Source organism: Flavobacterium rhizophilum (genome assembly GCF_046000485.1).
Classification (GTDB): Bacteria; Bacteroidota; Bacteroidia; order Flavobacteriales; family Flavobacteriaceae; genus Flavobacterium; species Flavobacterium rhizophilum.
This window is the reverse complement of record NZ_JBELQB010000006.1, coordinates 1-22,534: the sequence shown is the minus strand read 5'-3', so window position 1 is coordinate 22,534 and position 22,534 is coordinate 1. Positions and strand designations below refer to the sequence as shown.

The 22,534-nt window shown below is 37.4% G+C and carries 22 protein-coding genes; 11 read left to right on the top strand and 11 right to left on the bottom strand.

Annotated elements, in window-relative coordinates; genetic code table 11:
- Position 1: 1 nt before the first annotated feature.
- Complete coding sequence (gene panC / locus ABS768_RS08860; RefSeq protein WP_408074620.1) at positions 2-847, bottom strand: pantoate--beta-alanine ligase; 846 nt, start codon at positions 845-847, stop codon at positions 2-4.
- A 109-nt stretch (positions 848-956) separates the two neighbouring features.
- Here panC and ABS768_RS08855 point away from each other — a divergent pair, with 109 nt between their 5' ends.
- From ABS768_RS08855 to ABS768_RS08830, 6 genes are all read left to right on the top strand, one after another.
- Positions 957-1,763, top strand: a complete 807-nt coding sequence (locus ABS768_RS08855) for a glycogen/starch synthase (RefSeq protein ID WP_408074618.1) — start codon at positions 957-959, stop codon at positions 1,761-1,763.
- A gap of 22 nt (positions 1,764-1,785) precedes the next feature.
- Complete coding sequence (locus ABS768_RS08850; protein ID WP_408074617.1) at positions 1,786-3,411, top strand: DUF4270 domain-containing protein; 1,626 nt, start codon at positions 1,786-1,788, stop codon at positions 3,409-3,411.
- A gap of 17 nt (positions 3,412-3,428) precedes the next feature.
- Positions 3,429-5,276, top strand: coding sequence for a glutamine--fructose-6-phosphate transaminase (isomerizing) (gene glmS, locus ABS768_RS08845; RefSeq protein ID WP_408074616.1), 1,848 nt, complete (start codon positions 3,429-3,431; stop codon positions 5,274-5,276).
- Between the two features lie 339 nt (positions 5,277-5,615).
- Positions 5,616-7,127, top strand: coding sequence for a F0F1 ATP synthase subunit beta (gene atpD / locus ABS768_RS08840; protein WP_408074614.1), 1,512 nt, complete (start codon positions 5,616-5,618; stop codon positions 7,125-7,127).
- An 84-nt stretch (positions 7,128-7,211) separates the two neighbouring features.
- Complete coding sequence (locus ABS768_RS08835) at positions 7,212-7,496, top strand: F0F1 ATP synthase subunit epsilon (RefSeq protein ID WP_035131348.1); 285 nt, start codon at positions 7,212-7,214, stop codon at positions 7,494-7,496.
- 70 nt (positions 7,497-7,566) lie between these two features.
- Positions 7,567-8,121: a hypothetical protein gene (locus ABS768_RS08830; protein ID WP_408074612.1), complete on the top strand. Its 555-nt coding sequence runs from the start codon at positions 7,567-7,569 to the stop codon at positions 8,119-8,121.
- Positions 8,122-8,123: 2 nt separating this feature from the next.
- On the opposite strand, the gene ABS768_RS08825 is transcribed toward ABS768_RS08830, so the two are convergent.
- From ABS768_RS08825 to ABS768_RS08805, 5 genes are read right to left on the bottom strand one after another with little or no spacing between them, the layout of a single operon-like run.
- Positions 8,124-8,444: a hypothetical protein gene (locus ABS768_RS08825; protein ID WP_408074611.1), complete on the bottom strand. Its 321-nt coding sequence runs from the start codon at positions 8,442-8,444 to the stop codon at positions 8,124-8,126.
- Positions 8,444-8,665: a helix-turn-helix domain-containing protein gene (locus ABS768_RS08820; protein ID WP_408074609.1), complete on the bottom strand. Its 222-nt coding sequence runs from the start codon at positions 8,663-8,665 to the stop codon at positions 8,444-8,446. Before ABS768_RS08820 ends, ABS768_RS08825 begins: the two co-directional genes overlap by 1 nt.
- A gap of 4 nt (positions 8,666-8,669) precedes the next feature.
- Complete coding sequence (locus tag ABS768_RS08815; RefSeq protein WP_408074608.1) at positions 8,670-9,212, bottom strand: hypothetical protein; 543 nt, start codon at positions 9,210-9,212, stop codon at positions 8,670-8,672.
- A 10-nt stretch (positions 9,213-9,222) separates the two neighbouring features.
- Positions 9,223-9,729, bottom strand: a complete 507-nt coding sequence (locus ABS768_RS08810; RefSeq protein WP_408074606.1) for a DUF2975 domain-containing protein — start codon at positions 9,727-9,729, stop codon at positions 9,223-9,225.
- An 8-nt stretch (positions 9,730-9,737) separates the two neighbouring features.
- Complete coding sequence (locus tag ABS768_RS08805) at positions 9,738-10,238, bottom strand: DUF2975 domain-containing protein (RefSeq protein ID WP_408074605.1); 501 nt, start codon at positions 10,236-10,238, stop codon at positions 9,738-9,740.
- A 126-nt stretch (positions 10,239-10,364) separates the two neighbouring features.
- On the opposite strand from ABS768_RS08805, the gene ABS768_RS08800 reads away from it, so the two are divergent.
- The gene (locus ABS768_RS08800) at positions 10,365-11,513 is read left to right on the top strand and encodes an aminotransferase class I/II-fold pyridoxal phosphate-dependent enzyme (RefSeq protein WP_408074604.1); all 1,149 of its coding nucleotides are present in this window, start codon (positions 10,365-10,367) and stop codon (positions 11,511-11,513) included.
- Here the strand turns inward: ABS768_RS08800 and ABS768_RS08795 are convergent.
- On the bottom strand, positions 11,485-12,615 hold the full coding sequence (locus ABS768_RS08795; protein WP_408074602.1) for an AI-2E family transporter: 1,131 nt from the start codon (positions 12,613-12,615) through the stop codon (positions 11,485-11,487). The genes ABS768_RS08800 and ABS768_RS08795 overlap by 29 nt on opposite strands.
- Before the next feature lie 163 nt (positions 12,616-12,778).
- On the opposite strand from ABS768_RS08795, the gene ABS768_RS08790 reads away from it, so the two are divergent.
- From ABS768_RS08790 to ABS768_RS08775, 4 genes are all read left to right on the top strand, one after another.
- Positions 12,779-13,192, top strand: a complete 414-nt coding sequence (locus ABS768_RS08790; RefSeq protein ID WP_408074601.1) for a putative signal transducing protein — start codon at positions 12,779-12,781, stop codon at positions 13,190-13,192.
- Positions 13,189-13,806: a dethiobiotin synthase gene (gene bioD / locus ABS768_RS08785; protein WP_408074599.1), complete on the top strand. Its 618-nt coding sequence runs from the start codon at positions 13,189-13,191 to the stop codon at positions 13,804-13,806. The genes ABS768_RS08790 and bioD overlap by 4 nt, the downstream gene beginning before the upstream one ends.
- Before the next feature lies 1 nt (position 13,807).
- On the top strand, positions 13,808-15,100 hold the full coding sequence (gene bioA, locus ABS768_RS08780) for an adenosylmethionine--8-amino-7-oxononanoate transaminase (protein ID WP_408074598.1): 1,293 nt from the start codon (positions 13,808-13,810) through the stop codon (positions 15,098-15,100).
- A 90-nt stretch (positions 15,101-15,190) separates the two neighbouring features.
- A complete protein-coding gene (locus ABS768_RS08775) occupies positions 15,191-16,351 on the top strand; it encodes a beta-ketoacyl synthase N-terminal-like domain-containing protein (protein WP_408074596.1) in 1,161 nt (386 codons plus the stop codon).
- An 804-nt stretch (positions 16,352-17,155) separates the two neighbouring features.
- Here ABS768_RS08775 and ABS768_RS08770 read toward each other — a convergent pair.
- The 4 genes from ABS768_RS08770 to ABS768_RS08755 all read right to left on the bottom strand — a co-directional run.
- A complete protein-coding gene (locus ABS768_RS08770; protein ID WP_408074595.1) occupies positions 17,156-18,997 on the bottom strand; it encodes a tetratricopeptide repeat protein in 1,842 nt (613 codons plus the stop codon).
- 95 nt (positions 18,998-19,092) lie between these two features.
- The gene (locus ABS768_RS08765) at positions 19,093-19,560 is read right to left on the bottom strand and encodes a regulatory protein RecX (RefSeq protein WP_408074594.1); all 468 of its coding nucleotides are present in this window, start codon (positions 19,558-19,560) and stop codon (positions 19,093-19,095) included.
- 69 nt (positions 19,561-19,629) lie between these two features.
- Positions 19,630-20,502, bottom strand: coding sequence for a cupin-like domain-containing protein (locus tag ABS768_RS08760; protein WP_408074592.1), 873 nt, complete (start codon positions 20,500-20,502; stop codon positions 19,630-19,632).
- Positions 20,503-20,656: 154 nt separating this feature from the next.
- Positions 20,657-22,534, bottom strand: a 1,878-nt coding sequence (locus tag ABS768_RS08755) for an OmpA family protein (RefSeq protein WP_408074590.1), incomplete at its 5' end; no start/stop codon positions are given.

The window sequence follows — 22,534 nt, the reverse complement described above, 5'->3', positions numbered from 1 at the left end:
ATCAATTTAATGAAATATTGTCTATTAGGCGAATATTACTTAAAAAAACAGCAATAAAGGCACGGTATTTTTTGTTTTCCTTAATGGTAGCAGGTAGCAGAGTATCTTCTTCTGCTACTTCAAAATACTCCATTTCAAACTCAGGGTGTGCCTTGAAAATGTTATTTACATATTCGGTAATGTACTCAACGGGATGATTATCAAATAATTGCCTTGCCTCGGTTAAGGTTTTGTAAATTAATGCTGCCTTGGTTTTATCTTCATCGCTAAGTCGCTGGTTGCGTGAGCTCATTGCCAGTCCGTTTTCTTCCCTTAGTATAGGGCATCCTACAACATTTACCGGCATATTATTTTTTTCTACCATCTTCTTAACGATTTGAAGCTGCTGGAAATCCTTTTCGCCAAAGTAGGCATTATCCGGCTCTACTATTTCAAACAGTTTTTTTACTATGGTACCCACGCCGTCAAAATGACCCGGCCTGAAACGTCCTTCCATTTGATTTTCCAGTCCGTCGAAAGAAAAGTTTGCCGATGTTATGTTGTCATCATACATTTCCTTAACGCTGGGTGCAAAAACAATAATATTCTCATTTACCGTTTTAATCTTATCGACATCTGTTTCCAGGGTACGCGGATATTTTTCCAGATCTTCGGGATTATTAAACTGGGTTGGGTTAACAAAAATACTGATAACAGTATGGCTGTTATGCTTTACAGATTCCTTTAAAAGGGAGAGGTGGCCGTTGTGCAGGGCTCCCATGGTAGGTACAAAACCAACGCCCGAGTTAGTTTCCCTAAGCTTGGCTAACTGTGCTTTTAAATCGGTTTTGTTGTTGAAAATGAGCATTAATTTGTAATTAAAATTGGAGGCAAAATTAATATTTTAGTGATAAAATGCATAAAATTGTTTAATTTTGCGTGTTTTTTATACCCAATTCTAAAATCTAATATTTACAATGGAGGATAAGAGGATATTATATGTATCATCTGAAGTAGTACCTTATTTGGCTGAAAATGAAGTTTCTTTAATGTCGTATGATGTGCCAAAAATGATAAACGACCAAGGCGGGCAAATCAGAATTTTTATGCCTCGTTACGGTAATATAAACGAAAGAAGGCATCAGTTACATGAGGTTATTCGCCTGTCAGGTATGAACCTGGTGGTGAATGATATGGATATGCCGCTTATCATTAAGGTCGCTTCAATACCAAAAGAGAGGATTCAGGTTTATTTCATTGATAACGACGAGTACTTTAAAAGAAAAGCAACTTTTGCCGATGAAGACGGAACACTTTATCCGGATAACGACGAAAGGTCTATTTTCTTTGCAAAAGGAGTGGTGGAAACAGTTAAGAAATTAAACTGGGTTCCTGATATTATTCATGTTCATGGCTGGATGGCTGCTATGTTGCCTATCTATATGAAACATTTTTACAAAGATGAAGCACTTTTTGCTGATACAAAAATCGTTACTTCGGTATATGGGCAGTCTTTTGATGGTACGCTGGATAACGAAATGATTAAAAAGGTAGTCTTTGATGATGTTCCTGAAAGTGACATAAAGCATCTTGCCGAACCAAGTTATGAAAATATACTTAAAGCATCCATAGCGCATTCTGACGCCGTTATCATAGCTTCAGAAAATGTTTCTGATGATATGGTTAAGTTTGTAGAGGCTTCAGGAAAACCTTTCCTGCCGTATGTTCCTAAAGATAAATTTGCAGAGGAGTATACTAATTTCTATAAAAATCAGGTTTTATAGAAAAACATTTTAAAAAAATTCTATGAAAAGCCGAATACTAAATAAACTTGCTGTTGCTTTGGGTACTGTTGCTCTTGTAAGCGTAATAGCTTGTGATTATGAATATAACGAGGTAGGTTCTGATATCATTCAGGATGACGTACATCACAATGGTATTGAAAAGTATGTTGCTAATGCTGTCGCTTTTGATAAGCCTACAGGATCAGTGCAAACTAATAATATGCCTATAAATTCGCTGGGGGTATATGATAGTCCTGTGTTTGGTAAAACCATCTCCCGTTTTGTGACTCAGGTTGCACTTGCCAGTGAAAACCCAACGCTAACCAATCCGGTAATAGATACAGTGTACTTGTATGTGCCATATTTCAGTAATCTTGAAAGTACAGATACTGATGGTGAGAGCACTTATACTCTGGATTCGATTTTCGGTGGTGAAAATAGCAAGATAAAACTGAATATTTTTGAAAACGGATATTACCTTAGAAGTACTGATCCGGGATCTGAAGACGGAATTCAGAAATATTACTCAGATGACCGTTCACTTATCGATGCTTATAAGGGTTCTGTTCTGTTGAACAATAGTGCAAATACTGATGAGAACGATCAGTTCTTCTTCAATGATGCTGAAATTGACAGAAAAGTAACGCTTGAAGACGGAAGTGAGAAACTTGTTGAACGATTTAAACCGGGTATGTATCTTCAGCTTAATAAGGATTTCTTTACTGAGAAGATGTTTAATGCTCCAGAAGGAAGCCTTGTTAATAACAATGTTTTTAAGGATTATTTTAGGGGACTCTATTTTGATGTGGAGCAGGTAGGTGATGACAGTGCAATGGGTATGATGGATTTTACAGATGGTAAAATAGTTATACTTTATACCGATACAAAGCTTGATACTAACGGAGATCCTGTTCTTGATGACGAGGGTAATGTGGAAACTACAAGCAAAACTATTACTCTTAACTTAACTGGTAATACCGTTAATCTGTTCGATAATACATATAACGATACTTTTACCTCGGCTATAGGCTCTTCAGACGAAGTAGAGGGTGATGAGCGTTTGTATGTTAAGGGCGGTGAAGGTTCGTTAGCGTTTATTAATATCCTGGACCAAGTGGATCTTGATTTCCTTAAGCCCGACCCTGTAACAGGTGAAAGGGTGCTTATAAATGAGGCGAATCTTACTTTTTACATAGATAAAGCAGCTATGACTAATGCAGTTGAGCCAAACAGATTGTATCTTTATGATGTGAAAAACAAAAGACCTTTGTATGATTATTATGTGGATCAAACCACAAATTCATCTAATCCTAAATACAGCCGTTATATTTATGGCGGGATTCTTGAGTATGATGATGATGGTGAAGGACTACGTTATAAAGTTCGTATTACAGACCACGTAAATAATATAGTTAACAAAGATTCTACAAACGTAGTTATTGGACTTGCCGTGACAGAATCTATTAGTCAGATTTCGAACGCAGCATTAAGGACTCCGTTTACAATAGGGACGACCGAAGTGAAGTCTACTCCGTTATCATCGGTAATCAGTCCGATGGGAACGGTGCTTTACGGAAGTAAAGCAGGGGCTAATGTTCCTGAGGATAAAAGACTTAAGCTAGAAATTTATTATACCAAACCAAATTAACCAAATTATTAAGAATTATGTGTGGAATTGTTGGTTATATAGGACACAAAGAAGCATATCCAATTATTATTAAAGGTCTTAAGAGACTTGAATACAGAGGGTATGACAGTGCCGGGGTGGTTCTTTATGATGGGAACGACCTTAAACTTTCCAAAACAAAAGGTAAAGTTTCAGATTTAGAAGAGAGAGCAAAACAGGAGGGGACATCTGCCGGTACTATTGGTATGGGGCATACAAGATGGGCTACTCACGGTGTGCCAAACGATGTGAACTCGCATCCGCACTTTTCTAATTCAGGTGAGCTTGTAATAATACACAATGGTATTATTGAGAATTATGAGCCTTTAAAAAAAGAACTTATTAAAAGAGGGTATAATTTTAAATCAGATACTGATACCGAGGTGTTAGTTAACCTGATTGAAGATGTACAGAAAAAAGATAACCTTAAACTGGGTAAAGCTGTTCAGGTGGCTTTAAATCAGGTGGTAGGTGCTTATGCTATTGTGGTTTTTGATAAAAAGAAACCAAATGAGCTTGTTGCTGCCCGTTTGGGTAGCCCGCTGGCAATTGGTGTGGGTGAAGATGAGTTCTTCATTGCATCAGATGCTTCTCCTTTTATTGAATATACTTCAAATGCCATATATCTTGAAGATGAGGAAATGGCAGTGATAAGGCTTGGAAAAGAGCTTAAAATAAGAAAAATTAAGGATGATTCATTAGTGGATCCTTACATTCAGGAATTACAAATGAACCTTGAGCAAATAGAGAAAAACGGTTACGATCACTTTATGCTTAAGGAAATTTATGAGCAGCCTAATGTAATTAAGGATACTTACAGAGGTAGGCTTCATACAGATACCGGTATGATTAAAATGGCCGGTGTTGAAGATAACCTTCAAAAATTCCTTAATGCAAACAGGATACTTATAGTAGCCTGTGGTACCTCATGGCATGCTGGTTTAGTGGCTGAATATATTTTTGAGGAGTTTGCGCGTATACCGGTAGAGGTAGAGTATGCTTCTGAGTTTAGGTACAGAAATCCGATAATAAACAAGGATGATGTTGTTATAGCAATATCCCAGTCGGGTGAAACTGCTGATACCCTTGCGGCTATTAAAATGGCAAAAGAGAACGGTGCATTTGTATTTGGGGTTTGTAATGTGGTAGGTTCGTCTATTTCGAGAGAGACACATGCGGGAGCTTATACTCACGCGGGTCCTGAAATCGGGGTAGCTTCTACAAAAGCATTTACTACACAAATTACGGTGTTAACCCTTATTGCTTTACGTTTGGCAAATGCTAAAGGTACGCTTACAAAATCAGACTACTTTAGATATCTTCAGGAAATGGAGCTTATTCCGCAAAAAGTGGAAGAAGCACTTCAAACCAACGATGTTGCTCAAAAAGTGGCAGCTGCCTATAAAGATGCTTCAAACTGCCTTTACTTAGGTAGGGGGTATAACTTCCCTGTGGCGCTTGAGGGGGCTTTAAAGCTTAAAGAGATATCGTATATCCATGCAGAAGGTTATCCTGCGGCTGAGATGAAGCACGGGCCTATCGCTCTTATTGATGAGCAAATGCCTGTTGTTGTTGTAGCACCAAAGCAGGAGCACTATGATAAGATTGTAAGTAACATACAGGAAATTAAATCGCGTAGCGGAAAAATTATCGCTGTAGTTACAAAAGGAGATACTCAGGTGAAGGATTTAGCAGATCATGTTATTGAAATTCCGGAAGTTTCTGATGCGCTTTCGCCACTGGTAACCACAATACCTTTACAGTTGCTTTCTTACCATATTGCGGTAATGAGGGGTTGTAATGTGGATCAGCCAAGAAATCTGGCAAAATCGGTTACGGTAGAGTAATCTTAATAATAAAAGAACTGAAAAGCCGCTAAGATTTTCTTAGCGGCTTTCTTTTTACTTAAAATATATTTGTTTGCTTTATAAAAGCCTGTAAAATCAGTTAAAGCAGGTTTATTGCTGATTTTGAAAATGTATGCATAAGTATTTTTTCTTTTTGAAATTCATAAATGAAACCGTGTATATAGTGATAAATACAGTGTATTTTTAATAATCAGGCTTTTTGTTGCAAAAAATGCAAAAAATAAATTGGATATTTTGTTTGGAAAAAACTATCTTTGCGCTCGAAAAAAAGAGGTTTTTTCAGGAAACGTAAATAGCTGTTAAATAAATATATAAGCAATGTCTAAAGGAATAGGAAAAGTTGCACAGATTATCGGGCCGGTTGTAGATGTGGTGTTTAACACCCAAAACGCTGAGCTTCCAAAAATTTATGATTCATTAGAAATCACTAAAAAAGATGGTTCAAAACTGGTACTGGAGGTACAGTCTCACGTAGGTGAGGATACTGTTCGTACTATTTCCATGGACTCTACTGACGGATTAAGCAGAGGGCAGGAAGTTGTTGCAACAGGAAACCCTATCCAGATGCCTGTTGGCGGAGACGTTTACGGACGTTTATTTAATGTTGTTGGAGACGCTATCGATGGTCTTGGTGATTTGCCTAAAGAGGGTGAGAATGGTTTACCTATTCACCGTCAGGCACCTAAATTTGAGGATCTGTCAACTTCATCAGAAGTTTTATTTACCGGTATTAAAGTAATTGACCTTATTGAGCCTTATGCAAAAGGTGGTAAAATTGGTCTTTTCGGTGGTGCTGGTGTAGGTAAAACGGTACTTATTCAGGAGTTGATTAACAATATTGCAAAAGGTCACGGTGGTCTTTCAGTATTCGCAGGAGTAGGTGAAAGAACGCGTGAAGGTAATGACCTTCTTCGTGAGATGCTTGAGTCTGGTATTATCAAATACGGTGACGATTTCATGCACTCAATGGAGAATGGTGGTTGGGACCTTTCTAAAGTAGATAAAGCAGGTATGAGACAGTCTAAGGCTACATTCGTATTCGGACAGATGAATGAGCCACCTGGAGCACGTGCACGTGTTGCGCTTTCAGGTCTTACAATTGCTGAGTACTTCCGTGACGGAGCAGGTGACGGACAGGGGAAAGACGTACTTTTCTTCGTAGATAACATCTTCCGTTTTACTCAGGCTGGTTCTGAGGTATCTGCACTTCTTGGTCGTATGCCATCTGCGGTAGGTTATCAGCCAACTCTAGCTACAGAGATGGGTGCTATGCAGGAGCGTATTACTTCGACTAAAAAAGGATCTATTACTTCAGTACAGGCGGTATATGTACCTGCGGATGACTTAACTGACCCGGCACCGGCTACAACTTTCGCCCACCTTGATGCTACAACAGTACTTTCACGTAAAATTGCTGAGCTTGGTATCTACCCGGCGGTAGACCCTCTTGATTCTACTTCAAGAATCCTTACTCCGCAAATTTTAGGTGATGAGCATTACAACTGTGCACAAAGAGTAAAATATATTCTTCAGAAATATAAAGAACTTCAGGATATTATTGCTATCCTTGGTATGGAAGAGCTTAGTGAAGATGATAAACTTTCAGTATCACGCGCTCGTCGTGTTCAACGTTTCCTTTCTCAGCCATTCCACGTAGCAGAGCAGTTTACAGGTATCCCTGGGGTATTAGTAAGTATTAAAGATACAATCAAAGGATTTAACATGATTATGGATGGTGAACTGGATCACCTACCGGAAGCTGCCTTCAACCTTAAAGGTACCATCGAAGATGTAATCGAGGCAGGTCAGAAAATGTTAAGCGAGGCATAATAAAAAGTTCGGGGTTTCGGGTTTGCAGTTCATGGTTTATCCGTTAACGCTAAGCACGTAACCCTAAACTCAAAACTTTAAACTATGTTATTAGAAATAGTATCACCGGAAGGCCACTTATTTAAAGGAGAAGTTACATCAGTAACTGTACCGGGAGTAAATGGTGAATTCCAGATGTTAAACCACCACGCTAATATCGTATCGATACTTGCAGCTGGTGACATAAAAGTCGAAGTTTCTGATTTTAAGAGTAACAACTCTTTTGGCGGAAAGTTTGTAAAGTCAGACAAAGACCAGAAATTCCTTCTGTCTGTAAATTCCGGTACGCTGGAAATGAAAGATAACAAGGTGATTATCTTAGTTGACTAAATCTTGATTATTTTTAGATATAAATTGAAAGCCCTGTAGTATTACAGGGCTTTTTTATTATACTTGTTTTATGGAGAAAACTTTAGATAATGTTATTATAAGTGAGGGCAGGCGTCCGTTTTGGCAAACCATTATTGCAGCCCTTTTTTATACGGTAACAGCTGGGCTTTTGCTTATGGCTGTTATTGCCTTCTTTTTAGAGTTAAGTATGGAAACGCTTAAAGGTATTATAGGGATTGTTTCACTTTCTATAGTTACGTTTGCTTATGCTCTTAAATTCTCAGCGATTAATAATGTTTATTTTGATCTTGAAAACAGGAAATATAAAAAAGAGATTGTTGTAGGTCCTTTTAAAACCGGTAAATGGATTGAATTGCCTGAAATTGACTATATATCGGTATTCAGGCAAGGATGGTCTAAAGATAGTGATGGCGACGGACGTACCGATAGCAGTGGCTATGTTTATGATGTAAATGTATGGCACAATACCTCAAAACATTTTACTATATATTCAAACGGTTATCCAGAAGCTTCTTTAGAAATGGGTCGTCAGTTAGCTGTGAAACTCAATACTGATTTGCTTGATGCCACAGACCCGTTTAATAAGGAATGGGTTGATTTGTAGTTTCATGAAATTACTGCTACTACATGTATTGCTAATAGTGTAAGGCCTATTACATGTGTCCGCATCATTTTTTTATTCTCCTTAAGCCATCCAAAAAATATAAACAGGGTATGTGTTGCAAAATAAAACAATCCTGTGAACATGGTCCATATAAACATATCAAAGCCTTTCCATGCGGCTTTTCCGTTATAGACAAAATGTTCATCAATCCAGAGATATCCGTAAAACGCATACATGCTAATAAACACTGTAGCGTATAAAGGAAACCGTTTTGGTGATATCACGGTTGTTAATATTGGTATAAGAAATAGCAGATATATCATTAGTTACTGTCGTTTTTATCTTCTATAAACTCCATAATGTCTCCGGGCTGGCAATCCAGCTCCTTGCAGATAGCCTCCAGTGTACTGAAACGAATCGCCTTAGCCTTTCCCGTTTTAAGTATGGAAAGGTTAGCTGTTGTTATGCCTATTTTGTCGGCGAGCTCGTTAGAGCGCATTTTTCGCTTTGCCAGCATAACGTCTAAGTTGATGATAATAGGCATAGGCTTATATTGTTAGTTCGTTTTCTTCCTGTATAAACTCTCCTTTTTCTGCCATATAAGCCATAATATAAAGCAGTTTTCCGGTAAGGTATAGTCCTAAAAAAGGTAAAATTTGTTTGAATAAAAAAGGCACATCAAAGTGTAATACCAGTGCGGTACAACTATATAGTACAAATTTTGCCTTGGCGAAAGTGATTACCGCAGTACCGGCTTTTTTAAAGTCTTCCCCCTGGTCATTATAAAACATTTTACCGCTTTTTATCTTAATCATGCATTTGTAAAAACGTTTAATACCATATATGAGGTAAGTCAGAAAGCTACCATATAATACAGCAAAAATACCTGCTAGCTGTGTTTCTTCGCTTATGGTATATTCAGGCAGGTTAAAGGTTTGGTTTAAAAAGTCGTGAGCAAGTTCACGGTTGTTTTTTATGATTATAAATATTCCCATCCCAATGTTATAAACAGCCATTATAGCCGCTATAGCCAGTAGTATTCTTAATGCGGTAATAATGACATTTATGTGGTTCATTATATAGTTTTTCATAGTAATTGTTTTAAACGGTTAGGTCATTTTCTTCTTTTTGTTGTTTTGCCATAAGGAAAACGTCGCTAAGTACTATAAAAAAGAAACCAAGGCCCAGTGTGAATAAAGAAGTGTTAAAGCCCAGGCTTACACTTGCTTTGCCCTGTAAAAGGGAAAAATATACTGTAGGTAATATGCCTATTATCCAGCTTAATATTATGGCTTTTCCCGTTTGGTTAAAGGAAATAATTACCACCTCGTCAAAAAAGCGTTTCTTTTTAAAACTTTCCAATACCTTTTTAAACAGGTATACCGCGTAAACCAGTAACACATAAGATATGTATACAGCAAGCAGGGCTATTATCAGTTCTGCACCTTTAATGTTGGCAAACTTATCTCCGTCACCGTTAAGGGAAAACGGAATCCTGTCGGGCATTATGGCTGTCATTAAAATAAATGGAAGGCCAAATATTGCCGGTATTATTGTTAAGGCAAATACTATATTGATGATTGTTTTTAGTACTAAAAGTCGTTTCATGGTATTTATTATATCGTTAATTCGTTTTCCTGTTTAATGGTAACACCTGATTTAATTATATCGCCTACTACAAAAATTCCAATAGCTATAATCAGTGTAGCGATATGACTATTGCTCTTAAAAAGGAAATTTAAAGAGTCTATATCAGGAAAACCATTTTTAAAAGAGTTATTAATAATAACAAAAATTATGTTTAAACCTATTCCTGCAAGGCTGTATACTAAGAGTAAAATTCCGCTATATTTTAGATATTTTACACTTTTGGGATTAAAGAAATTATGTTTGATAAAAGAGCCTATTGAAATTTGGAGGCAAATTATCGAAGAGAGAAATAGTATTCCTTTTAGCGCTGGAGCATATAGAAAATAGAAAATATCGAGTTTTAGTGAGTTTATAAATCGATTGTGTTGTAGTGAGGAGTAATATAGGTATATATTAAGTGCTATTCCTAGCGCGGTTATGAGAATAAGGCCTTTAAGTATCCAGTTTAATATTTTTATTTTGCTCATTGTAGGTAAAGTTGATTGGTTTGTTTGATGCAAATATATATAAATTATCGAAAAACAATAATTAATATTTTAAAAACAATATTTTTTTGAAATAAACTGCTGAATAATCTTCCGTATTTTTGAGATATGGAAAAACTACCAAAATCCTTACAACTCAAGTTACAGCAACGAAAAGAGGCTAATGCTTTACGTACTTTAACCGAAGCTCACGGTCTGGTAGATTTTTCTTCAAACGATTATCTGGGTTTCTCACAATCTGAGGGAATTTTCCAACAAGCACATCAATACCTGCTTTCTGCTAATGTGGTTAGCAATGGGGCTACAGGCTCGAGGCTGATAAGCGGTAACCATTCACTGTATAAAGATACCGAGGCTTTTATAGCCAAATTTCATAATAGTCCTTCGGCATTAGTGTTCAATTCGGGTTATGATGCTAATGTGGGGTTCTTTTCTTCAGTTCCGCAAAAGGATGACGTGGTATTGTATGACGAATATATTCATGCTTCCATAAGGGATGGGTTAAGACTTAGTAATGCCAAATCATTTAAGTTTCGTCATAACGATCCCTGTCATATAGAAAACCTTATAGGCAGGCACAAACGTGGAGAAGCCGAGGTGTATATAGTGACCGAATCGGTTTTCTCAATGGATGGCGACTGTCCTGACTTTGAAAAGTTTTTGGCTGTTGCCGAAAAGTATGGTTGTAGGTTGGTAATTGATGAGGCTCATGCACTGGGTGTTTTTGGTAACAGGGGTGAAGGTCTTATACAGCAACTAGGTTATGAAAGCAGGGTTTTTGCCCGTATCATGACTTTTGGCAAAGGGCTTGGCTGTCATGGTGCAGCGGTATTGGGGCCAGATGGTTTAAGTGAGTATCTTTTAAACTTTGCGCGTAGTTTTATTTACACTACGGCTTTGCCGCCACACTCACTGGCGGTTATTTATACAGCTTACCAATATCTTGAAAAAAACAGGGAAGCTCAAAATCAGTTAAAACAAAATATAGCCTTCTTTGCCCAGGAAATAAACAGGCTTGGTTTAGCTAAACTGTTTATACCAAGTGATTCGGCTATACATTGTGCTATAGTTTCGGGTAACGATAAGGTTAAAAATATGGCATTGTCACTGCAGCAGGCGGGGTATAACGTAAAGCATATACTGTCGCCCACTGTACCACAGGGACAGGAACGACTAAGGTTCTGCCTGCATAGTTATACCACGCATCAGGAAATAATGCAGGTACTTACTAAGCTCCGGGAGCTTCTTCATCTGTAACGGTTTCCTGTTTCTTACGCTTTTTTCTCGTTCGTTTTTTAAACCAATTGTTGTCTTCCTCGCCAAACAGGTAGGCGTAGGGCATGGTGTCTTCATGCATTTCAAAAAGTTTTTTCAGTATGGCAATGCTCGGGATTATGATAATCATCCCTACAACGCCCCAAATAGCTCCGCCAATTAGTAGTCCCAAAAAGGTAATAAGAGCATTAAGGTTAACATTGCTTCCGGTGATTTTTGGGGTTAGGAAAGCACCTTCCAACATTTGAATAAATGTGAATGATACCAGTATGGCAGCGGGGTAAAAAAAGCTGTCTTTGGTTATTAAGGAAAATAATAAGGGCAGTGTTACCCCTATCCAAGGTCCCAAATAAGGGATGATATTAAGTATCCCTGCCAGTACCCCAAAAAATATGGCATGTTCAATACCAAGGGCAAATAATACCGCAGTGTTAGCAATGGCGAGTATAACCATTACCTTGCCTGCCCCCGATATGTAGGCATACACAATTTTTCTTATTGATGTTAGTTTTTCAAGTAGTTCGTCACTGTCTGATTTCCTGAAAACCTTGGCTACAAAAACTGCAAGGTGATCCCTGTATATCAGCAGGAAGAAAATATAAACAGGCAGTAGTATTATATCGCCCAGCATACTAATAGTAGACCACAGGATTTGGGTGGGTGGCGCTTCTTCAGTCTGTACCATCTCAACAGCTTTTTTAATCTCAAAACCATTTCGCATACCCAGGTCTACCCCCATGTGTTTATCAAACCAGGCATTTGCCTCTATTACAAAGTTATTTACCTTATCGTAGAGGTCTCCCCCTAAATCGTTAGCAAAACCACTTACCTGACTGTAGATAAATAATAATAGGCCTGATATTACAAAAATGAATATCAGCAGGCATATGGCAGCACTTATAGATCGTGGCACTTTTCGGCGTTCCAGCCAGTTGCACGATGAAGTAAGCAACATGGCAATATAGCCTGATATAACCAGCGGAACTAATATCGGCTTAGCCATTACCATAAAGAATATGATAATTATAATAAGCAACGATATATAAACAGACTTTATGTAAGCCGGTATTTTAGCAGTGTTCATATAGGTGAAAACGTGTTAAATTAGGTAGGATATTGTCAAAATTAACTAATATAATAGCGCTGTATTGGTAATGTTTTATTAAAATTACTGTTGTATTTTAGTTAAAACCCTTAAAAAAACGAACTGGCTCGGCGGTGGTATGCTTATTTAATAAATTTGTGATATGGAAAACACCTTTGTAAAAGTTGCATCGTTTCAGTATTCATCTGAAGCGATGATTATTAAAGGGAGGCTGGAAGCCGAAGGTATTGAGGTTTTTATGAAAGATAACAATACCATTGATACAGATCCGTTGGTGAGTAATGCCATAGGTGGGGTAAAGCTATTAGTGCGTCTTGGAGATAAAGAAAGGGCTACAGAAGTTTTACAGGACGTTAGCCGTTATTCGCTTGATGACAAAGGTAAGCCTTTAACCTGCCCAAAGTGCAGCAATCATGAAATTGAACTGGGCACTACTATTAAGGATATAAAATCGCTTTTTGCATTCCTTTTCACTTTTATAGCTGTGGTACTTCCGTTTTACACGAAATACAAATACCGCTGTAACAATTGCGGAAATGAATTTAATTTAGAATGAAACTATTTGTAACCGGTATTGGTACCGATGTGGGGAAAACCATTGCATCTGCCATAATAACCGAATCCCTTGAAGCCGACTACTGGAAGCCTGTACAGGCCGGTGATTTAGACAATTCAGACAGTCATAAAATTGAACGCTATTTAACCAATAACAAAACGGTTATACACCCTAATAGCTATACACTTAATACACCTGCTAGTCCACACCTTGCTGCTCAGATAGACGGTATTACTATTGATTTGGAAAAGATTAAAGAGCCCGCTACCAAAAAACATTTGGTTATTGAAGGTGCCGGGGGGTTACTTGTCCCTTTAAATGATAACGATTCTATTGTAGATTTGATTCAGCCTGATTATAAGGTAATCATAGTGTCAAGACATTACCTAGGGAGTATTAATCATACCCTTTTAACCCTTGAGGTTTTAAAAAGCAGGGGGATAGAGGTCGCCGGAATTATTTTTAACGGAACCGAAGTGCCTTCTACAGAAGAAGTGGTACTTAAACGTACCGGTATAAAAATGATAGGTCGTATTGAGGATGAACCTTACTTTGATAAAAACGTTGTGCTGCAATATGCCGACGATTTTAGGGAAAACCTGAAAAATTTATAACATGAGCATTCAAAATACAAAGGGGCTTACAGAGCGCGACAGCAAACACCTGTGGCACCCTTATACACAACATAAAACCGCTGCAAAACCTATAGGAATTGTAAAAGGCGAAGGAGCCCTTTTGTGGGACGAAAACGGAAAAGAATATATAGATGCTATTGCTTCATGGTGGGTTAATCCTTATGGGCATAGCAATAAGCATGTTGCCGATGCCATTTATAAACAGCTAACATCTTTGGAGCATGTACTGTTTGGTGGTTTTACACACGAACCTGCGGTTGTGCTTTCGGAAAAACTGGTAGAAATACTGCCGAGTAGTCAGAAAAAGATGTTTTTTTCAGATAACGGATCGACAGCTGTGGAAGTAGCTATTAAAGTAGCGCTTCAGTATTATTTCAATAAAGGCGAAAAACGAATCAAGATACTGGCTTTTGAAGAAGCCTTTCACGGTGATACCTTTGCAGCTATGGCGGCAAGTGGTATTTCTTTTTTTACCGAAGCTTTTAAGGGTTCACTTGTAGAGGTGGTTCGGGTTCCTGTACCTGTAAAAGGAGAGGAAGAAAAGAGCCTGGCTAGAATAAAGGAACTTGCGGCTACGGGTGAATATGCGGCATTTATATTTGAGCCATTGGTTCAGGGGGCTGCAGGTATGGTGATGTATGAGCCACAAGCCCTGGACAACCTGATTAAAGTGTGTAAAGAACACGGGGTATTCACCATTGCTGACGAGGTGATGACAGGCTTTGGTAAAACAGGGAAAATATTCGCCTGTGATTATCTTACTGTTGAGCCCGATATGATGTGCCTTTCCAAAGCACTTACTGCCGGTACTATACCTATGGCAATAACTACTTTTACCGAGGAACTTTTTGAAGGTTTTTATGATGACGATATAAACAAGGCTTTATTTCACGGTCATACCTTTACGGCTAACCCAACCGGGTGTGCTGCAGCACTTGCCGGACTGGAACTGTTGCTTACAGATGAGATGAAAGCAAACCTTGTCCGTATTAATGTGAGCCACCGTAATTTTATAGCTGAGATTGAAAAACACCCGAGGGTTATCAATGCCCGGGTGCTTGGTGTTATAATGGCTTTTGAGATTAAGCGTGATGGTAATGAGAGTTACTACGGAGACTTTAGGAATAAGCTCTACAATTTCTTTATTGAAAACGGAGTGATACTTAGACCTGTAGGAAATATTATCTATATACTTCCGCCCTATATAATAAGTAACGAATTACTGGCTAAGGTATATAATGTTGTGAAACAGGCAATAGATGAAATAGTTTAAATGCTTAAGTACAGGTAAAATATATAAACCGGGGTTAATCCTCGGTTTTTTTTATTGTTTGCCTTACTTTTGCAGGCAAATTCTATTATTTTGGCAACACCCGTTTCCATAACTTCCATAGCTTCCCTTTCACCGTTAGGCGATACTGCCCAACAGGTATGGGAAAATTATCTGCAAAAAAGCACTAAAATCCAATATACCCAAATAGGCGGAAAGAGTGTTCCGGCAGCAAAACTTACCGATGAACTTAATGAAAAGATAGCTCAACTGGCCGAGTCAGACCTTAAATACAGGAATCTTGATAAGTCGGTACTGTTTGCTATACTGGCATCGAGGATTGCTTCAAAAGATGCAGGATGGAAGCAGGGAGATGTTTTCGGGATTAATATAGGCTCTTCAAGAGGAGCCACCGAATTATTCGAGAATCACTATAAGGAATTTCTTGAAACGGGTAAAGCTGGGGTTCAGGCTTCACCATCTACCACTTTAGGGAATATCTCATCGTGGGTAGCACACGACCTTAAAAGTACCGGCCCCGATATTTCACATTCCATTACCTGTTCTACAGCCCTGCACGCGCTTCTTAATGGCGTGGCATGGATAAGAGGCGGTATGTCTGATAAGTTTATGGTAGGAGGGAGCGAAGCGCCGCTTACGCCTTTTACTATTGCCCAAATGCAGGCCATGAAAATATATTCTACCCAAAAAGGGGAATATCCCTGCCATGCACTTGATATGGAGAAAGAGGTGAATACTATGGTGCTTGGTGAAGGTGCTGCAATTGCATGCCTTGAGGCAGGTAAAAAAGAAAATGCTCTTGCCTATGTTGAAGGTATAGGATACTCTACAGAGATTTTAAAACACAGTGTTTCCATATCTACTGATGCCGATTGTTTACAGAAGTCTATGCTTATGGCTATAGAGGGTATTGATAAAAGTGAAATTGATGCCGTTGTAATGCATGCGCCGGGAACCATTAAGGGTGATCTTTCTGAACTTAATGCCATAACGAAACTCTTTGGGGATGAGCTACCATTAATTACTACTAATAAATGGAAAATAGGGCATACATTTGGTGCTTCGGGGTTATTAAGCCTTGAGCTTGCCGTGATGATGCTTAACAAACAACAGTTTATAAATGTCCCTTTTACTAAAGATGTTCCTTTTGTTCAGGATAAAAAACTTAAAAAGATATTGGTGAACGCAGTAGGCTTTGGCGGTAATGCGGTTAGTATATTGGTGTCTAAATAAAAAAAGAAACCCCATACTAAGTAGGGGGTTCCTTGCATCCAACTAAAAAATTACTAAACATTACGGGACTAAGAACCCATAATATGCTTTAAAAACTAACCATTTACTTTTTAGTTAGTGGTAGTTGTTTTATATAACCTCTTGTAATTAAAATTCAATTTGTTAAACACAAATAATAAATAATTATTTAGCATTTAAATCGGGGCAAATATACTGATATATAATTATTTATGGTTATAGGTATGAATTTTTGTTTATATTTTAATTAACAAGTATTTTATTTATAATGTAAATACTAATATGCAGGAAACATTGTATAATAAGCAGAAAATAGTGAAAAATGCAAGATAAATAATAGCTTCTTATTTTAATTTTTTGAGAAGTTTTCTATGTTTTTCGTCATAATTTATAGGGAGTTAGGGGCTACTTGTATTAGAGGTGATATCCTACAAAAATAACACCAATGATTACAGGGGGCGTTGCAATCACCGGTGTTGGATTTTTTTAACATAAAATACGGGGGCATGTATTTTATATCATAGGTGTAAAATAGCACCAGTTATTTAGTAATATAAAGCAGGAAATTTTAAAGAACTATTATTTTACCAAACTACACTCGTCGGATTTATTAATCATTTTGTCGAGTTGTATATTACAAATTTAAGAATTAGATACTGGTTTTTAACATAATTTTAATAGACAAAATATAGACAAGAGTATTTTTTTAAATATTTAATTAATTGTTTTTCAAATATTTATGTTTGTCTATATTTTAAATAGTAACAGATATAAGTAAAAAGACGTCTAAATTTCCATAATCACCTTTTCAAAGTCCACATCTTCCTGAATATTCATTTTTTTCTTGATTCTGTATTTTTTGGTAATCACACTTTCATGTGAAATTTGTAGTAGGGATGCGATTTCCTTATTGGTTAAATTCAGTTTTAAAAGGGAACAGAACTCCAAATCGTTTTTCGTGAGATTATCAAACTTCTCTGCAAGTGAATGATTAAAATTAGGGTGTACCTTATTGAAACGGGTTTCAAACTGTTTCCAGTAATCTTTTTGTTTGGTTAATACCTGAAGTTCTTTTCTTACATCGTTTACACTTGTAATTTCATTGCGAAGGCATTTATTGATAATTTCGTTTATACTGTCCTGAATGTTAGCCATCCTAAGGGCGCTTGATGTAAGCTCTCTTTGTTTTTCAGTAATACGTTCTTTTTGGGCAGCATAAATTTCTCTGTCATACTGGCTTTGTTTTTCCAGTAGATTCTTTTCGGCAGCAATAGTTCTAAGAGCTTCTTTTTGTAGTCGGTTTTTAAGTTTGGCCGATCTTAGTATGGTAAGTATTAATATGATAACAATAAGGCTTCCTATAATACTAAGCCAGATTATAATCTTGTTTTTTGTAATTTTTTCTTCAAGTGCTTTGTTGCTGTTAGCCAGGGCTATGTTCTTTTCACGCTGTATTTCATTTTGGAGCTTACCCTGTATTTCATTTAAGGCATTTTCCTTATCCATCTCAGCGATAGAATCTTTAAGGATAATGGTTTCGGTATAATTGTCGGTTGCCTTTTTGTAACTACCGGTAAATTTATAAGTGTCTGCCATCGCCTGTAAGAAATACATTTTGTCTTCCAGATTAATGTTCTTATAGGCATCACTCTCTTTAACCTGGTCTATAACAACTAATGATTTTTTATATTTTTTATTACGGTTAAGATGATTTATATACTCAAGACCTATTCTTATAATATATGGCGAATTTGAGGCGCTAAGGTTTTCCATAGCATATTCGTATGAGGCAAGAGCCTGAGCTTCATTTCCTTCACGTGCTTCTATATGTCCTATTTTAGAATAGGCTACGCCAAGTACTGCTATGTCTTGGTATTCCTTAAGCCATTTAATACTTAAGTTCAGGTTTTCTTTGGCCTCATCCAGCTTATCAAGCTGTATAAGGCTTTCGGCTTTGTTTAGATAAGTGTACGATAGGTTCTTATTATCACCTCTTTTCTTAAATCCGGCAATGCAATCATCATACAGGTCTATAGCAAACTCATAATTGCCCTGTAGCATATAAATATTAGCCAGCTTTTGCTTTATAGGGTACACTTCAGAGTCATCTTTCATGTTCTTGAGAACATCTATTGCTTTAAGAAGACTGTTAATAGCTTTTTGGTTTTCAAATTTCTGGACATAGTTTGAGGCTAGCTCGCCATAAACAATAGCCAGTGTTTTTTCGGTTTGTTTACCTGATTCAAGGACTTTATTTAACTGTTTTATTGATTTATCAAGCTCGCCTAAGTTTCTGTAGCATATGGCTATATTACAAAATGACCTTACCTGTTTGTCAGGGTAATTCTTGTTGTATTCGGCAGCTTTTTTAAAATAGATTATACCCGAATCAAATTTGTTGAGCATGAGGTCTCGTATACCATACAAGTGGTACAAATCGCCAAAAATAGTATCATGGGCTTTAATCCTTTCGGCTTCCTGCATACCTTTTTTAAGGTATACAATAGCACTGTCAGGTTTGGTAAACATGAGTTGTCTACCTTTGGTATTCAGTTCTTTGAAGTTAAACTCTTGTCCGTAACAAAAGGCCGCAATAAGCAGAGTGGCCAAAAGAATTCTTGTTCTCATAGCACTAGGGGAATTTTTACGTTAACATATATTTGTGGGGACTGCTAAGGTACTAAATTTTATTTAACATTTTATTAAGATAATTTAAATTGTGATTAGACTGCCAGTTCATTTAGCTTATCATAAATCAAATTACTCTCAAAACCCTTACGCATCAGGAAATCAAAAAGTTTCTTTTTTTTCTTTTGGATGTTAGTTTCCCTAATGTTATTCCATTGTTTTTCAGCAAGGGAATGAAAAGTTTCAAGGTATTCTCCATCAGGGATTTCTTTTAGGGCTGCCTCAAGGTTAAAGCGTGTAATATCCCTGAGTTTAAGTTCGTTTTTTATACGGATGCGCCCCCAGTTTTTAATCCTGAATTTCCCTCTGGCAAAGCTTTTGGCAAAGCGTTCCTCATTAAGGAAATTATGCTCTATAAGATGTGCAATAATAACATCACACGCCTGCGAAATCATATTCATGCTCTTTAGTTTTTGTAAAACCTCTGCATGGCAGCGATCTTGGTAGGCACAGTATTGCTCCAGTTTTCGTTTGGCTTCTTCAACAGTATAGGTTTTGTGCATAAATAAAGAATGAGGCTAGTGTTTAAAGGTAAAAAATAATCCCATTCTTGCCGAACGGGATTACTATTTTTATGCTGGTATATTAAGCTTTTTGTGTGTTCGCTTAACAGCTTGTTCGTTTTTGTAATCAATCCAGGCCTGCCCTTTGTATCGTCGCATAAAGTTATCATAATGCCTCATTACAAATATGTTGTAAACAGCTTTAGACAGGTTGCTTATTTTTCTAGGCAATGCCCTTAGGCTCATGGAAAATCCCGGAGTTACATATTTCATATAATGCCAGTAACCCTCCGGCATATACAACATTTCTCCGTGTTCAAGGTTTGCTACCAGTCCCTTAGCGTGTTTTAATGCGGGCCATTTTTCAAGATCAGGATTGTCAAAATCGATATCTTCCCTTGAAATTAATGAGTGCGGCACTTTGTACAGGTAAGGGGTTTGATTTGGAGCAAAAAGAATACATCTTTTTTTACCATGAAAATGGAAGTGCAGTATATTAGAATAATCAATATCGTAATGGATAAACACTTTTGAGTTCTCTCCGCCAAAAAACAGCATTGGTAACTGCTTTATAAGTTTTAAGCCTAAATCAGGCCATTTAAAGTCTTTTTGAAGCGAAGGGACTTCCTTCATTAGGTTATATAGGAATATACGATAGTTTGTTGGTTTTGACTGAAGGAGGTCTATATATTCAGACATTTTCATTTCGGCATGTGCTTCATTAAATCCGTCTTCATGAGAAACCGGACGATCGTCATACAGTGGTACAGTCTTATCTCCGGCTAAATCCTTAATATAATTCAGTCTCCATTTTTCGTAAGCGGGCCAATCCTGAGTTAATTGTTCAATTACTACAGGTTTTTGCTTTTTTACGTAGTTATTGTAAAAATCTTCTTTAGAGATAGTTTTTACACGTTCTATTTCAGTTAGGTGTAAAGGCATAAATAATGCTGAAGTTAAATGCAGGGCAAAATTACTAAAGCGTTATCAAAATGTAAAATATAGCTGTGCAAATAATTTATAAAAAAAAGGTTAAATATTGAAAAAGCAGTCACTTAGGACTGCTTTTTTTAACCTTCTGTTACATTATAACGGCTTATCTTTTTATTATAACAAACTCGTTACGTCTGTTCTTAGCGTGCTCTTCTTCAGTACAGTTGTCACCACATTTTACTTTAGGCATGGTTTCTCCATAACCTTTTCCGGTTATTCTTTCTCTGGATATACCCTGTGACACAACATACTGCATTACAGATTTTGCTCTTTGTTCAGATAACTTCATATTGTACTCATCACTACCTCGGCTATCGGTGTGTGCCTGTGCTTCGATAACCATTTCCGGGTATGACTTCATTACATCTACAAGTTTATTTAGTTCAAAGGCTGCCTGAGGTGTAATGTTACTTTTGTCATACTCAAAATAAATACTGTTTAGTACTACCCTGTCGCCTACAATAAGGTCATCCAGTGGTTCAAGATCGGCCATAACGACAACTTCGCCACCATGTTTTTTCTCAGCCGGGAAGTTGTCGGTCTTGTAGCCCTCAATTGACGCTTGTACTGTGTAATCAGTGTCACAGTCTACACTGTAGGTAACCTTACCGTTTGCATCGGCTGTTCTGGTTTCGATTACATTATTTCTGTCGTCAAGTATAGCTACTTTTCCTGCCGGAATAATTTTTCCGGTTTTTTTGTCCCTAACGGTAACTATAACCTCCACACCACAAATAGGAGTAGCCATGTAAAGGTTATCTGTCCCTAAACGGTTACTGGCAAAAAAACCAACGTTTTGTGAAGCATTATAGGTAAATGAGAAGTCATCTTTAGGGGTGTTAATAGGATACCCCAGATTAATAGCTTCGCCATCACCGTTCAAGTCTATCATATACACGTCATAACCACCAAAGCCTTTGCGTCCTTCTGAAGAGAAGAAAAGTTTGTTGTCTGACGTTATATAAGGGAAGCTTTCTCTTCCTTCTGTATTTACTTTTGGGCCCAGATTTTCCGGTTTTCCATATGAGTTAAGACCTTTAATGTCTACTTTCCAGATGTCGGTTTCGCCCATAGAGCCTGTTCTGTTTGAAGAGAAATAGAGGGTTTTACCATCGGCGCTAACAGATGGGTTGGCAGATGACCAACGCTTGTCGTTAAGAGGTAGAGCCTCTACGTTGCCCCATTTTCCGTTTACTTTAGTAGCCTTAAAGATGTAAAGTAATCCGGTTTGCTGACCGTTGTCTTTCTCAAATTTTCCTTCTTTAAAACTTTCGCTGGCAAAATACATTGTGTTACCGTCGGCAGTTATAGTTGCAGGACCGTCGTGCCATTTACTGTTTATCTCAGTAACCGGTTCTGGGCTGCTAAATTTACCGTCTCCCTGATAGGTAGCTACATATAAATCCAGATATGGCTCTTCATTACGGCCATATTTTCTGCGAACGGTGTTACGTGTACTGGTAAAGTAAAAAGACTTATCGTCGTTTAGTACAGCGCCAAAATCAGTATATTTTTTATCGCTGATATTCAGATACTGCTCATCAAAAAGCTTGGTTTGGCTTTTTAGTTTAGGCAGGTAATCAGGGTCTTTCATGAATATGATTGCTCTTTGATCTTTAGGAGCCATTTTAGCAAAAGTGAGCATTTGTGCATTAGCTTCCTCATACTTGCCTTCTGCTTTTAGCATTTGCGCATAGTGATAATAAATCTCAGAGTCCTGCTTTGATTTAACAGCTTTCTCATACCATTTAATAGCTTCCTTGCTGTTAAACATGTTGTAGTAGCTCTCGGCAAGCTGCCTGTAAACATAAGGATCTTTTTTATTGGTCAGCTTCATGTATTCGTCGGCAGCGTCAATGTATTCAAAACGGTTGAATAGTTTATCTGCTTTTTCTGTGTCTTTATTTTGTGCCATGGCAAACTGCGCTGCAAGCATAAAACTTAAACTGATATATAGGTTCTTCATCTTTCGTGGTCGCTT

What these genes read in the sequence shown, in the direction of transcription:
- panC (WP_408074620.1), bottom strand. Translation starts at nt 847, where the DNA reads ATGCTCATTTTCAACAACAAAACCGATTTAAAAGCACAGTTAGCCAAG.
- ABS768_RS08855 (WP_408074618.1), top strand. Translation starts at nt 957, where the DNA reads ATGGAGGATAAGAGGATATTATATGTATCATCTGAAGTAGTACCTTAT.
- ABS768_RS08850 (WP_408074617.1), top strand. Translation starts at nt 1,786, where the DNA reads ATGAAAAGCCGAATACTAAATAAACTTGCTGTTGCTTTGGGTACTGTT.
- glmS (WP_408074616.1), top strand. Translation starts at nt 3,429, where the DNA reads ATGTGTGGAATTGTTGGTTATATAGGACACAAAGAAGCATATCCAATT.
- atpD (WP_408074614.1), top strand. Translation starts at nt 5,616, where the DNA reads ATGTCTAAAGGAATAGGAAAAGTTGCACAGATTATCGGGCCGGTTGTA.
- ABS768_RS08835 (WP_035131348.1), top strand. Translation starts at nt 7,212, where the DNA reads ATGTTATTAGAAATAGTATCACCGGAAGGCCACTTATTTAAAGGAGAA.
- ABS768_RS08830 (WP_408074612.1), top strand. Translation starts at nt 7,567, where the DNA reads ATGGAGAAAACTTTAGATAATGTTATTATAAGTGAGGGCAGGCGTCCG.
- ABS768_RS08825 (WP_408074611.1), bottom strand. Translation starts at nt 8,444, where the DNA reads ATGATATATCTGCTATTTCTTATACCAATATTAACAACCGTGATATCA.
- ABS768_RS08820 (WP_408074609.1), bottom strand. Translation starts at nt 8,665, where the DNA reads ATGCCTATTATCATCAACTTAGACGTTATGCTGGCAAAGCGAAAAATG.
- ABS768_RS08815 (WP_408074608.1), bottom strand. Translation starts at nt 9,212, where the DNA reads ATGAAAAACTATATAATGAACCACATAAATGTCATTATTACCGCATTA.
- ABS768_RS08810 (WP_408074606.1), bottom strand. Translation starts at nt 9,729, where the DNA reads ATGAAACGACTTTTAGTACTAAAAACAATCATCAATATAGTATTTGCC.
- ABS768_RS08805 (WP_408074605.1), bottom strand. Translation starts at nt 10,238, where the DNA reads ATGAGCAAAATAAAAATATTAAACTGGATACTTAAAGGCCTTATTCTC.
- ABS768_RS08800 (WP_408074604.1), top strand. Translation starts at nt 10,365, where the DNA reads ATGGAAAAACTACCAAAATCCTTACAACTCAAGTTACAGCAACGAAAA.
- ABS768_RS08795 (WP_408074602.1), bottom strand. Translation starts at nt 12,615, where the DNA reads ATGAACACTGCTAAAATACCGGCTTACATAAAGTCTGTTTATATATCG.
- ABS768_RS08790 (WP_408074601.1), top strand. Translation starts at nt 12,779, where the DNA reads ATGGAAAACACCTTTGTAAAAGTTGCATCGTTTCAGTATTCATCTGAA.
- bioD (WP_408074599.1), top strand. Translation starts at nt 13,189, where the DNA reads ATGAAACTATTTGTAACCGGTATTGGTACCGATGTGGGGAAAACCATT.
- bioA (WP_408074598.1), top strand. Translation starts at nt 13,808, where the DNA reads ATGAGCATTCAAAATACAAAGGGGCTTACAGAGCGCGACAGCAAACAC.
- ABS768_RS08770 (WP_408074595.1), bottom strand. Translation starts at nt 18,997, where the DNA reads ATGAGAACAAGAATTCTTTTGGCCACTCTGCTTATTGCGGCCTTTTGT.
- ABS768_RS08765 (WP_408074594.1), bottom strand. Translation starts at nt 19,560, where the DNA reads ATGCACAAAACCTATACTGTTGAAGAAGCCAAACGAAAACTGGAGCAA.
- ABS768_RS08760 (WP_408074592.1), bottom strand. Translation starts at nt 20,502, where the DNA reads ATGCCTTTACACCTAACTGAAATAGAACGTGTAAAAACTATCTCTAAA.